At 73.1% G+C, this 12,084-nt stretch carries 12 protein-coding genes and 1 riboswitch; of the genes, 6 read left to right on the top strand and 6 right to left on the bottom strand.

Features of this window, described 5'->3' with window-relative positions:
* Positions 1-8: 8 nt before the first annotated feature.
* The gene (gene tsaA / locus ACQP1N_RS16640; RefSeq protein ID WP_067803834.1) at positions 9-431 is read right to left on the bottom strand and encodes a tRNA (N6-threonylcarbamoyladenosine(37)-N6)-methyltransferase TrmO; all 423 of its coding nucleotides are present in this window, start codon (positions 429-431) and stop codon (positions 9-11) included.
* An 89-nt stretch (positions 432-520) separates the two neighbouring features.
* Positions 521-634, top strand: a riboswitch (TPP riboswitch).
* On the opposite strand from tsaA, the gene thiC reads away from it, so the two are divergent.
* Both thiC and ACQP1N_RS16630 read left to right on the top strand, forming a co-directional pair.
* Positions 630-2,402, top strand: coding sequence for a phosphomethylpyrimidine synthase ThiC (gene thiC / locus ACQP1N_RS16635; RefSeq protein WP_433232391.1), 1,773 nt, complete (start codon positions 630-632; stop codon positions 2,400-2,402). It overlaps the preceding riboswitch by 5 nt.
* Positions 2,403-2,564: 162 nt before the next feature.
* Positions 2,565-3,143, top strand: a complete 579-nt coding sequence (locus tag ACQP1N_RS16630) for a TetR/AcrR family transcriptional regulator (protein ID WP_433232388.1) — start codon at positions 2,565-2,567, stop codon at positions 3,141-3,143.
* A gap of 1 nt (position 3,144) precedes the next feature.
* On the opposite strand, the gene ACQP1N_RS16625 is transcribed toward ACQP1N_RS16630, so the two are convergent.
* The gene (locus tag ACQP1N_RS16625) at positions 3,145-3,981 is read right to left on the bottom strand and encodes a metallophosphoesterase family protein (RefSeq protein ID WP_067803828.1); all 837 of its coding nucleotides are present in this window, start codon (positions 3,979-3,981) and stop codon (positions 3,145-3,147) included.
* A gap of 38 nt (positions 3,982-4,019) precedes the next feature.
* Complete coding sequence (locus tag ACQP1N_RS16620; protein ID WP_433232384.1) at positions 4,020-4,523, bottom strand: DUF1772 domain-containing protein; 504 nt, start codon at positions 4,521-4,523, stop codon at positions 4,020-4,022.
* A gap of 152 nt (positions 4,524-4,675) precedes the next feature.
* Here ACQP1N_RS16620 and ACQP1N_RS16615 point away from each other — a divergent pair, with 152 nt between their 5' ends.
* Positions 4,676-5,626, top strand: coding sequence for a cupin domain-containing protein (locus tag ACQP1N_RS16615; RefSeq protein ID WP_433232381.1), 951 nt, complete (start codon positions 4,676-4,678; stop codon positions 5,624-5,626).
* Positions 5,627-5,632: 6 nt separating this feature from the next.
* On the opposite strand, the gene ACQP1N_RS16610 is transcribed toward ACQP1N_RS16615, so the two are convergent.
* Positions 5,633-6,748, bottom strand: coding sequence for a carbohydrate kinase family protein (locus tag ACQP1N_RS16610; protein ID WP_067803819.1), 1,116 nt, complete (start codon positions 6,746-6,748; stop codon positions 5,633-5,635).
* Between the two features lie 68 nt (positions 6,749-6,816).
* The gene (locus tag ACQP1N_RS16605; RefSeq protein ID WP_433232378.1) at positions 6,817-7,944 is read right to left on the bottom strand and encodes a hypothetical protein; all 1,128 of its coding nucleotides are present in this window, start codon (positions 7,942-7,944) and stop codon (positions 6,817-6,819) included.
* A 16-nt stretch (positions 7,945-7,960) separates the two neighbouring features.
* On the opposite strand from ACQP1N_RS16605, the gene ACQP1N_RS16600 reads away from it, so the two are divergent.
* Positions 7,961-8,419, top strand: a complete 459-nt coding sequence (locus ACQP1N_RS16600; RefSeq protein ID WP_433232375.1) for an SIS domain-containing protein — start codon at positions 7,961-7,963, stop codon at positions 8,417-8,419.
* Between the two features lie 97 nt (positions 8,420-8,516).
* The gene (locus ACQP1N_RS16595; protein ID WP_067803810.1) at positions 8,517-8,774 is read left to right on the top strand and encodes an EF-hand domain-containing protein; all 258 of its coding nucleotides are present in this window, start codon (positions 8,517-8,519) and stop codon (positions 8,772-8,774) included.
* A gap of 51 nt (positions 8,775-8,825) precedes the next feature.
* Here ACQP1N_RS16595 and pgi read toward each other — a convergent pair whose 3' ends face one another.
* Positions 8,826-10,508, bottom strand: a complete 1,683-nt coding sequence (pgi, locus tag ACQP1N_RS16590) for a glucose-6-phosphate isomerase (protein ID WP_433232371.1) — start codon at positions 10,506-10,508, stop codon at positions 8,826-8,828.
* Positions 10,509-10,703: 195 nt separating this feature from the next.
* Between pgi and ACQP1N_RS16585 the strand changes: the two genes are divergently transcribed.
* Positions 10,704-12,083 carry an NADP-dependent succinic semialdehyde dehydrogenase gene (locus tag ACQP1N_RS16585; RefSeq protein ID WP_433232368.1) on the top strand — a complete coding sequence of 460 codons (1,380 nt, stop codon included), beginning with the start codon at positions 10,704-10,706 and terminating at the stop codon, positions 12,081-12,083.
* Position 12,084: the final 1 nt, after the last annotated feature.

Raw genomic sequence — 12,084 nt, 5'->3', positions numbered from 1 at the left:
GCCCGGCGTCACGTGCCCGGCTCGCGGGCGAGGATCGGCTTCACGTCCAGGACGGGGGTGCCGTCCAGGGCCTCCAGGTCGCGGACGCGGACGCGGTGGCCGGTGACCTGCAGGACCTCGACCGGGTGCAGGCCGATCGGGTTCGGGCGGTCCGGGGACCGGGTCGCGAACACGCCGCGCAGCGGAGCCCGCGCGTCGTCGCGCGGGTGGACGCGCAGGACGTCGCGGGCCGACCGGTGCAGCCAGGTCAGCACGAAGATCCGGTCGCCCGCGCGCAGGCCCTCCAGCGCCGGGAGGACGTCCGGCTCGAAGACCAGCCACGCCTCGGGGGCGCCCTCCGTTCCCTGCTTGGGCGCGGACGCCCGGTCGGTCAGCGGCGAGGAGACATACCCCACCGGGGTCAGCGTGAACTCTTGGTGAAGGTCGGACATGAGGTGATCCTCTCAGGCCGTCGCGCGGGCGCGTTCTATCCCATGATCGGCGGTTGCGGCAACCGGGGTGTGCCGGGTTAGCGTCGGGCACGACAGATCGCGGGGGCCCGGCGAACCGGGCTGAGATAGCGGCTGGGACGGCCGCTGACCGCATGAACCTGACCGGGTAATGCCGGCGTAGGGAGAGATCGAGTCGTCATGACAGAACGTGTGGTTCCAGCCGCCCGCAAGACCTACCTTCAGGGTTCGCGCCCGGACATCCGGGTTCCGATGCGGGAGGTGCCGCTGACCAACGGGGACGTCGTCGTCCTGTACGACACGTCGGGGCCGTATACCGATCCGGAGCAGGACACCGACGTCCGCAGGGGGCTGCCCGCGCTGCGGGAGGCGTGGATCGCCGAGCGCGGCGACACGGCCCCGTACGACGGGCGGGCCGTGCGGCCCGAGGACGACGGGCGGCGGCCGTCACCCGCCCGGACCGCTCCTGCGGGGGGTGCGCAGGGCGGCACCTCGCAGGGGGCCCGCGAGCATTTCCCGCCGCGCCGGCCCCGGCGGGCGACCGGGGGCGCGGTGACACAGCGCGCCTACGCGGCGCGCGGGGAGATCACGCCGGAGATGGAGTTCGCCGCGCTGCGGGAGGGCGTGCCGCCGGAGTTCGTCCGCGACGAGCTGGCGGCGGGGCGGGCGGTGCTGCCCGCGAACGTCAACCACCCGGAGATCGAGCCGATGGTCATCGGCCGGAACTTCCTCGTCAAGGTGAACGCCAACATCGGCAACTCGGCGGTGGCGTCGTCGATCGAGGACGAGGTCGAGAAGATGACGTGGGCGACCCGGTGGGGCGCCGACACGATCATGGACCTGTCGACCGGCAGGGACATCCACACGACACGGGAGTGGATCCTGCGGAACTCGCCGGTGCCGGTCGGGACCGTCCCGCTGTATCAGGCGGTGGAGAAGGTCGGCGGTGATCCGGCGGAGCTGACCTACGAGGTCTTCCGCGACACGGTGATCGAGCAGGCCGAGCAGGGCGTGGACTACATGACCGTGCACGCCGGCGTCCTGCTGCCGTACGTGCCGCTGACGGCGCGGCGCAAGACCGGGATCGTGTCGCGGGGCGGGTCGATCATGGCCGCGTGGTGCCTGGCGCACCACAAGGAGAACTTTCTCTACACCCGTTTCCGGGAGCTGTGCGAGATCTTCGCCGCCTACGACATCACCTGGTCGCTCGGGGACGGCCTGCGCCCCGGCTCGATCGCGGACGCCAACGACGAGGCGCAGTTCGCCGAGCTGCGCACGCAGGGCGAGCTGACGAGGATCGCGGCCGAGTACGGCAACCAGGTGATGAACGAGGGGCCGGGCCACGTCCCGATGCACAAGATCAAGGAGAACGTCGACCTGCAGCAGGAGTGGTGCGACGGGGCGCCGTTCTACACGCTCGGGCCGCTGACGACCGACATCGCGCCCGGCTACGACCACATCACCTCGGCGATCGGCGCCGCGATGATCGGCTGGTACGGGACCGCGATGCTCTGCTACGTCACGCCGAAGGAGCATCTCGGGCTGCCGGACCGCGACGACGTCAAGGCCGGCGTGATCGCCTACAAGATCGCCGCGCATGCCGCCGATCTGGCGAAGGGGCATCCGGGGGCGCAGGCGTGGGACGACGCGCTGTCGGACGCGCGGTTCGACTTCCGGTGGGAGGACCAGTTCAACCTGTCCCTCGACCCGGACACGGCCCGCGCGTTCCATGACGCGACGCTGCCGGCGGCGCCGGCGAAGACCGCGCACTTCTGCTCGATGTGCGGCCCGCACTTCTGCTCGATGAAGATCACCCGGGACGTCCGGCGGTACGCCGACGAGCGCGGGCTGGCCGCCGGCGAGGCACTCACCGCCGGGATGCGGGAGAAGGCCGAGGAGTTCAAGGCCGCGGGCGGGCAGGTCTACCTGCCGCTTTCCCCGTCCGGCTCCTGACGGCCGCGCGGGTCCGCCGCGGTGGCGTCCGCGGCGGACCCGCGCATCCCGGCGCGGGCCGGGGCTGTCGGCGCGGATAGTATCGAGGGACCGTTCCAAAGCCGCGGATTCCCTTGTACCGCCGCAGACCCCAGCCCCGCCGGGAAAGGACCGACGACCCACGTGACCAGCGACGACACGCCGAAGGCCCCCGCCCGTGCGGTGCGCGCCGACGTGCGCCGCAATCGCGCGCGGCTGCTCGCCGCGGCCCGCGAGACGTTCCAGCGCGACGGGGCCGATGCGTCCCTGGAGGGCGTCGCCCGGCTCGCCGGCGTCGGCATCGGGACGCTCTACCGCCACTTCCCGACCCGCCAGCACCTCCTGGAGGCGCTGCTCGCGGACGTCTACGCCGAGCTCGCCGCGGCGGCCCGCGACCTGCTGCTCTCCCCCGCCCCCGGCGAGGCGCTGATGACGTGGCTGCGGGCGTTCATCTCACAGGTGACGGTGTTCCGCGGCATGGCGGCCTCGGCGGTGGTGTCGCTGCGCGACGAGCGGCCCGAGCCGTCCCGCCGGGCGATGTGCGAGGCGGGCGAGGCGCTGTTCGCCCGCGCGCAGCGGTCCGGGGACGCGCCCGCGGACGCGGCGTTCACCGACGTCCTGTGGCTGACCGGCGCGATCGCGGCGGTCACCGAGCGGGAACCGGAGGCCGCGGGCCGGCTGCTGTCGCTCGCCGCCACCGGAATGGTGCCGGGCAGGCGGTAGGTCAGCCCGTCTCCGGGACGGGCAGGACACGGCGCGGCCCGCGCGGCGCCCCTCCCCGTTTGCGCCATTCGCGGGGATAGCCGACCGACACCTCGATGTGCGGGACGCCGCCGGTCCAGATCGTCCGGGGAATGTGCAGGTGCCCGTAGACGACCGACGCCGCCCCGAACCGGTCGTGCCAGTCGGCGGTGCGCTCGGTGCCGCACCACTGCGCGAACTCCGGGTACCACAGGACGCGGGTGGGCTCGCGGACGAGCGGCCAGTGGTTGACGAGCACGGTCCGCGTCCCCGGCTCCAGGGCGGCCAGCCGCGCCTCGGTGTAGGTGACGCGGGCATCGCACCAGGCGTCCCGTGAAGGGTGCGGGTCCGGGTGAAGATAGACCTCGTCGGTGCACACGACGCCCGCCTCGTGCGCGACCGCCAGGGCCTCTTCCTTGGTGGACGTCCCCTCGGGCCGGAACGTGTAGTCGTACAGGACGAACAGGGGCGCGATCGTCACGGGGCCGCCGTCGCCCTCCCACACCGGATACGGGTCCTCCGGGGTCAGGACGCCCGCGGCGCGGCACATGTCGACGAGCCCGCGGTAGCGGGCCTCGCCGCGCAGCCGCACCGGGTCGTCCTTCACGGTCCACAGCTCGTGGTTGCCCGGCGTCCAGATCACGGTCGCGAACCGCTCGCGCAGCGTGCGGAGCGCCCACTCCACGTCGGAGAACCGCTCGGCTACGTCGCCGGCGACGATCAGCCAGTCGCCGCCGGCGGCCGGTCGCAGCCCCTCGACGAACGCGCGGTTCTCCGGGAAGCCCACGTGCAGATCGCTGATTGCGTAGACACCGCCCATCCCGTGATCGTAAGCCCCGTCCCCGCGGCGGCGGCCGGTCAGGTGTCGGCGCCCCAGAGGTAGAGGCCGAGGCTCATCGCGAGGAGGCTCGCCCAGGAGGCGAGGGCGCGGACGGTGTTCCAGGCCGTCCAGCGGCCCGCGTAGTCCGACCAGATCCGTGCCGCCTCGGCCGGGTCACCCGGAACCGTGACGCGGTCCAGGCTCTCGTTCATCGGGATGTTCACCGCGAAGCTCGGGAGGAGCGCGCCGGCGAGGTACACCGCGGCGGCGGCGAAGAAGAGGGCGGCCGCGGGCTTGCGGCCGAGGGACAGCAGCAGTGCTCCCGCCGTGATCGCCAGCACCGGCACCAGCAGGAACGCGGCGATGAAGACCGGATTCTGGATCTTCTGGTTGACGCCCTGCATGGCGTCGATCGCCGAGCCCGGCTTCGCCGCGTTCAGGCCCGGCATCACCCCGGACGAGAAGCCGAAGAACGTCCCGGCCATTCCGGCCGCCATGACGATGGACAGGACCGCCGACACGGCGGCGAAGGAGAATTTCATGGAGGCTCTTCCGATCAGGTGTTCCAGCTGCCGGTCGCGGCGGTTTCCGTCTCGATCACGGTGTTCGTCATGTCCCCGAGTCAACCGGCGGGCGGTCCCGGCGGACATCGCCGAGGCGCTCGCCCGCATACGCGAGCGTCTACGCTTGCCGCATGGACGCTCTGGCCGACCTCCTCGACGGTCCGCGCGCCCGGGGGGCGTTCCTGCTCCGCTCCACCCTCGCCCCGCCCTGGTCGATCCGGATCCAGGACGAGGCGCCGCTGACCCTGATGTCCATGGTCGGGGACGACGCGTGGCTCATCCCGGACGGCGGGGAGCCGCGGCGCGCCCGCCCGGGCGACATGGTGATCTTCCGGGGGCCGGACCCGTACACGGTCAGCGACGACCCGGCGACCGAGCCGCGGGTCGTCGTCCACCCCGGGCAGGTCTGCACCGCCCCGGACGGGACGAGCCTGTCGCGGGAGATGGCCCTCGGCGTCCGGGCCTGGGGCAACGCCCCGGACGGGCCGGCGGTCATGCTGATCGGCACCTATCCGATGCGCGGCGCCGTCACCCGGCGGCTGCTGGCCGCGCTGCCGCCGATCGCGGTCGTGCCCGGCGATGCCCTCCGGTCGCCGCTCGCCGGCGTCCTCGCCGACGAGATCGGCCGGGACGAGCCCGGCCAGGAGGTCGTCCTCGACCGGCTGCTCGACCTGCTGCTCATCCAGACGCTGCGCGCCTGGTTCGCCCGCCCGGACGCCGAGGCGCCCGGCTGGTACCGCGCCCACGGCGACCCGGTCGTCGGCCCGGCGCTGCGGCTGCTGCACGCCGACCCGGCGCACCCGTGGACCGTCGCCGGGCTGGCGGCCCGGGTCGGGGCGTCCCGCGCGGCGCTCGCGCAGCGGTTCACGAAACTGGTCGGCGAGCCGCCCATGGCGTACCTGACCGGCGTCCGGCTCGCGCAGGCCGCCGACCTGCTGCGCGAGAGCGACGCGACGCTGGACGCGGTGGCGCGCCGGGTCGGCTACGCCACCGCGTTCGCGTTGAGCACGGCGTTCAAGCGCGAGCACGGCGTCAGCCCGCAGGAGTACCGCGCCGTCCCGGAGCCGTACCCCGCGCCGTAGCCGCGGTCAGCGCTTTCCCCGCAGGGTGGGCTCGGCGCGGACGACCGGGTCACCGGCGGTGTCCGGGATGAACGGGACCACGAACGCGTACTCCGCCAGGACGGACTCGGGCACCTCCCCGGACTCGCCGAACGCGGCGATGTCCCCCCAGCAGGGCGAGCCGAGCGAGCCGCTGAGGTGCCGCACCGACAGCCCGGCGCACAGGTTCGCGAACCGGAGCCGCTCGGCGAGCGGCAGTCCCGCGAGGGTGGCGAACACGAACCCGGCGGAGAACACATCGCCCGCGCCGGTCGGGTCGACCGCCTCGACGGGCAGCGCGGCGACCTCGGCCCGCTCCCCCGTCGCCGCGTCCAGCGCGATGGCGCCGTCACCGCCGCGCTTGACCACCACCAGCGGCACCCGCTCGGCGAGCGCCTCGGCGGCGTCCGCCGGGGTCCGCGTGCGGGTGTAGGACATCGCCTCGGCGGCGTTCGGGAGGAACACGTCCACGTGCGCGAGCCGGTTGAGGACCTCGGCCGGCCAGGCGCCGGTCTGATCCCAGCCGAGGTCGCCGAATACCAGCGCGCCGCGCTCGCGCATCCCCGCCGCCCACGGCGGCACGGGGCGGTCGACGTCCACGAAGCACGCCCGCGCGGCCGGCGGCGGCCCGCCGAGGTCGCCCGGCGGGCACGGGTCGGGCTGCGCGAACGTCACCATGCTGCGGTCGGAGTCGTAGGCCATCGACACCGTCACCGGCGTGGACCAGCCCGGCACCCGCCGCGACGGCCCGAGGTCGATGCCCTCCTGCTCGGCGAGCGTCCGCCACAGGTAGGCGCCGAACATGTCGTCGCCGAACGGCGCCGCGAGGCCGACCCGCAGGCCGAGCCGGCTCATCGCGACCGCGATGTTGGCCGCGCCGCCCGGCGCCGAGCCGAGCCCGCCGGCGGCGATCTCGGCGCCGGGCTGCGGCGGCCCGGGCAGCCCCGTGAAGATCATGTCCATGAAGACCCGGCCGGACAGGAACACATCGAGCGGCGGGCCCGCACCATCCCCGCGCAGCCGCTCCCCCGCCGGCCCCCGCTCGGCGCAGGGGTCGGCGACGGACGGCTGGGGCGCCCGGCCGGGCGCGGTCTGCTGAGTCACGAAGCCCCCAAGGCAAGGCGCGGGCACATCGCCATGGGCTCCGGGCCCGCGCCTTCGATATCCGGTTGCTACCTCGGAACGTACAGGCGGATGTCGTCCACCTGGGCACTTCCCTCGTAGAAGTTCATGTGCGGATCACCGATCATGAACCGGTCCGGGTAGCCGGATCCGGCGGGCCAGGTGTCGCGGTCGATGAGCGTCCCGCCGCGGCCCTCCCACTTCCAGTCGGCGTTGAACCGGCCGTCGTACTCCTCCGGCCGCTGGTTGTAGTGCCAGATCGGCTCACCGTCCTGCACGAACGCGCGGGTGTACCGGAAGGTGGCGCGGCCGGCGTGCGCGAACACTCCGGACATCTCCATCGTGTACGCGCCGCCGCGCCGCTCGACCGCGAACGTGTAAGGCTCCGACGGCAGCAGTTCGGGCCGCAGGTCGACCGTCGAGACGATCGCGCCGCCCTTCTTGAGGCCGCACTCGCTCTCCATCAGGTACTCGGTGCCCGGCATCGCCGCATACCGGCGGTCGTCGGTCATGAAGATCGCGTTGACGCCGTTGCCCGTCCCGGCGGAGTACGGTTCGTACTTGCCGGTGGCCAGGTTGCAGTACAGCAGGCCGGAGCCCCGGTACTTGTACCGGTTGTAGCCGTCCATGGCGACCTTCCGGTGGCCGTGGACGAAGACGTTGTTGTGCGGCGCCACCTGCCGGTAGTCCATGATCGACATGTAGTAGAAGCCGTTGGAGTCGGTGCGGACGTCCGCCCACTCGCACTCCGGCCTGGCGAAGTCGCCGCCCGAGGCCCACGGGAAGTTGGTCTTGCAGCCCGCGGGCGAGTAACCGTTGATCCGGCCGTCCGGGTAGTCCCAGGAGCCGCCCCGCCGCCCGCCGAAGACGACGCCCGCCTGATGGCTCGGCTCCTCCAGGTGCGCGACGCCCTCGCGGGAGGTGAGCGCCGGCGGCCGGTCCGGCCTGCCGTCGCCGTCGTGGTCACGGGCGGCGAGCTCGGCGGTGAGCCAGCCGCGCTTGCCGAACGTGAACGACTTGCGGAACATCTTCATCTTGGTGAGCTGCTCGCGGAACGCCGGGCCGCCCATCGCGGCGAAATAGGCGCCGTCGTTGTCGTAGACGTCGACGTTGTAGGGGCTTCCCGGGCCGTCGCCGTCCGGCCTCCCGCTCGACGACGCGGTGCGCAGCACCCGCATGGAGCGGGAGGCGGGGGTGGGGCGCGCCGTGGCCGGCCGGGCGGCGCCGGCCCCGCCCGACGTGGCGGTGGTGTTCTCCACCAGCGGCCGCAACCCGTATCCGGTCGAGGTCGCGGCGGAGTGCGCGGCGCGGGGCGTGCCGGTCATCGCGGTGACCTCGGCGCGGGCGTCGCAGGGCGCGGCGGCGCGGACGCGGACGACGCTGGCCGACCACGCCGAGATCGTGCTGGACACCCGCGTCCCGCCCGGCGACGTGCTGCATCCGGCGGCGGCGCCGCGCACCGCGGCGGTGTCCACCGTCCTCGCCGCGTACGCGTGGGCGCGGGTACTGGCCGACCTCGACGACCTCGCGGCGGCGCGCGGCGTGGACCTGCCGCGCTGGACGAGCGCGAACGTCCCCGGCGGCGACGAGGGGAACGCCGCGCTGCTGGCCCGCTACCGGCACCGCGTCCCCGAACTGACCGGGGATGAATAGCCGGGGAACGGGGGTCTTCCTGCGGCGTTTTGCATAGGGTCCGGCTCGCTCCCTGTGACATGATGCGTGGCTACATTCAGACGGAACGAGGAGCGAGATGACGACACGACCGACCGAGGACGACCTTCTTGCGCTGTTCACGCGTGCGGACCTCGGCGGCGACCAGAAGCTCGACCTGATGGAGTTCACGCTCGTGCTCGACGAGCTCGGGCTCGCCTGGACGCGTGCCGAGACCCAGGACAGGTTCGAGCGGGCGGACGGCAACCTCGACGGGTTCATCTCCTACGAGGAGTTCCGCGCGATCCTGAAGTCCCAGGGCTGGGCCGAGGGGCCCTTGCCGGGCGCCCGCGCCTGATCGGCGGGCGGGCCCGCCGGCGCGGCCGGCGGGCCCTTTCTCGTGCGCGGGTCAGACCCGGCGGCCGCGCAGCTCCCGGTACCGGCGGACGAGTGCGGCCGTGGACGGGTCGGGCGCCCCGGACGGCGGCTCCGGCGAGGTGAGCGCGGGCGCGAGGTCCATCGCCATGACCTTGCCGAGTTCGACGCCCCACTGGTCGAAGGAGTCGATGCCCCAGATCGTCCCCTCGACGAACACGATGTGCTCGTAGAGCGCGACGAGCGAGCCGAGGGTCTTCGGGGTGAGCTTCGGCACGAGGATCGTGCTGGTCGGGCGGTTGCCCGGCATGACCTTGTGCGGGACGAGCGCGGCGGGCGTGCCCTCGGCGGCGATCTCCTCGGCGGTCTTGCCGAACGCGAGCGCCGAGGTCTGCGCGAGCATGTTCGCGATCAGCAGGTCGTGCATGCCGGCCGCCCCGTCCACGGCCGGGTCCTCGAACGGCTCGGCGAAGCCGATGAAGTCGGCCGGGACGAGCCGGGTGCCCTGGTGCAGCAGCTGGTAGAAGGCGTGCTGGCCGTTGGTGCCGGGCTCGCCCCAGAAGATCTCGCCGGTCTGCGCGACGACGGGCGCGCCGTCGGCCCGCACCGACTTGCCGTTGGACTCCATCGTGAGCTGCTGGAGGTAGGCGGGGAAGCGCGACAGCCGCTGGCTGTAGGGCAGCACGGCCCGGGTCTGCGCGCCGAAGAAGTCGGTGTACCAGACGCCGAGCAGCCCCATCAGCACGGGCATGTTCGCCTCGAAGGGCGCACCGCGGAAGTGTTCGTCGATTTCGCGGAACCCGGCGAGCATCTCGCGGAACGCCTCGCTGCCGATCGCGATCATCAGGGACAGGCCGATGGCGCCGTCGAAGGAGTACCGCCCGCCGACCCAGTCCCAGAAGCCGAACATGTTGGCGGGGTCGATGCCGAAGCCGGCGACCCGCTCGGCGTTCGTCGAGACGGCGACGAAGTGCCGGGAGACGGCCTTGTCGTCGCCGAGCCGCTCGGTGAGCCACCGCCGCGCGACCTTGGCGTTGGTGAGGGTCTCCAGCGTCCCGAACGTCTTGGAGCTGATGACGAAGAGGGTCTGCTCGGGGTCGAGCCCGGCGAGCTTGCCGAGGATGTCGGCGGGATCGATGTTGGAGACGAACCTGCAGGAGACGCCCGCGCCGGGCCGACCGTCCGGAGCCGCTCCGCCGGGGAGAACCGCGAAGTCCTGGAGGGCCTCGTAGGCCATGGCGGGGCCGAGGTCCGAGCCGCCGATGCCGATGTTGACGACGGTGGTGATGCGCTTGCCGGTGAAGCCCGTCCACTCCCCCGAGCGGACGCGGGCGGCGAAATCGGCCATCTTGTCGAGGACGGCGTGCACGTCGCCGGCGACGTCCTGCCCGTCCACGGTCAGGGCCTCACCGGGCGGGAGGCGCAGCGCGGTGTGCAGGACGGCGCGGTCCTCGCTGACGTTGATGTGCTCCCCGGTGAACATCGCCTCGATCCGGGCGCGCAGCCCGGCCCGCTCGGCGAGCGCCACGAGCAGCGTCATCGTCTCGCTCGTGACCCGGTGCTTGGAGTAGTCCAGGTGGAGGTCCCCGGCGGTCACCGTCATGCGGTCGACGCGGCCCGGATCGTCCGCGAACAGCTCGCGCAGATGCCGCCCGGCGAGCGTCGCGTGATGCTCGGCCAGCGCGGACCATTCGGGCGACTCGGTGATATCTGCCATGCCTCTCTCATCTCCTCGCGGGAGGCGCCGAATCCCCCGGGCGCCGTCCCCCGGCGATCATAGGTCGACCGCGCGTGACCGTATCAGGCCGTCCCCCCGCCGCGCAGGCGGCCGCCCGGCCCCGAGCGGCGTTTCCTGCGGGGGCGCGCGGGAACCTCCCGGGCAACAGGCCGGACATCCAGGGAGTATCCCGACATGACACCGATCGCCACGACCAATCCCACGACGGGGCGGGTCGAGAAGACCTTCGACGCGCTGACCGGCGAGGAGATCGACCGGCGCATCGCGCGGGCGGCCGAGACGTTCGCCTCCTACCGGACGACGCGGGTGGAGCGGAGGGCGGAGTGGATGAACGCGGCGGCCGGCATCCTCGACCGGGAGGCCGAGCGGATCGGCGCGATGCTGACGACGGAGATGGGCAAGACGCTGAAGGCCGCCGTCGCGGAGGCGCGCAAGTGCGCCACGGCCTGCCGGTTCTACGCCGAGCACGCGGCGGGGTTCCTGGCCGACCGGCGGCCCGCCGACCCGGCCGACGTGGGGGCGTCCAACGCCTATGTCCGCTATCAGCCGCTCGGCCCGGTGCTGGCGGTGATGCCGTGGAACTTCCCGCTCTGGCAGGTGATCCGGTTCGCGGCGCCGGGGCTGATGGCGGGCAACGTGGGGCTGCTGAAGCACTCCTCGAACGTCCCGCAGACGGCGCTGTTCCTGGAGGACCTGTTCCGCCGCGCCGGGTTCCCCGAAGGCGCGTTCCAGACGCTGCTGATCGGCTCGGCCGAGGTCGAGCGGGTGCTGCGCGACCCGCGGGTGAAGGCCGCGACGCTGACCGGCAGCGAGCCCGCCGGGCGGTCCGTCGCGTCGATCGCCGGCGACGAGATCAAGCCGACCGTGCTGGAGCTCGGCGGCAGCGACCCGTTCGTGGTGATGCCGTCCGCCGACATCGGGGCGGCGGCGCGGACGGCGGCGGAGTCGCGGTGCCTCAACAACGGGCAGAGCTGCATCTCGGCGAAGCGGTTCATCGTCGACATCGGCTGCGCCGACGAGTTCGAGCGGCTGTTCGTCGGGCACATGCGCGTGCAGCGGGTCGGGGACCCGATGGACGACGCCACCGACGTCGGCCCCCTGGTCAGCGAGCGGGGACGCGCCGAGGTCGAGGAGCTGGTCGCCGACGCGGTGGCGAAGGGCGCGACGGTGCTGTGCGGCGGGCGGCGCCCGGACGGGCCGGGCTGGTTCTACCCGCCGACCGTGCTCGGCGGGGTGACACCCGAGATGCGGATGTACCACGAGGAGGTGTTCGGGCCGGTCGCGTCGCTGTTCCGCGTCCGCGGGGTCTGCGAGGCGGTCGAGCTCGCGAACGCGACGGGCTTCGGCCTCGGCTCCAACGCCTGGACGCGGGACGACATCGAGCGGGAGCGCTTCGTCCGGGAACTGGACGCCGGCCAGGTCTTCGTCAACGGGAAGACCACGTCGTATCCGGAGCTGCCGTTCGGCGGGGTGAAGCGGTCCGGGTACGGGCGCGAGCTGTCGGCGGACGGCCTGCGCGCGTTCTGCAACACCAAGGCGGTGTGGGTCGGCTGAT

This window comes from Actinomadura formosensis (genome assembly GCF_050948385.1).
GTDB classification, from domain to species: domain Bacteria; phylum Actinomycetota; class Actinomycetes; order Streptosporangiales; family Streptosporangiaceae; genus Spirillospora; species Spirillospora formosensis.
This window is presented reverse-complemented; position numbering and strand designations above follow the sequence as displayed.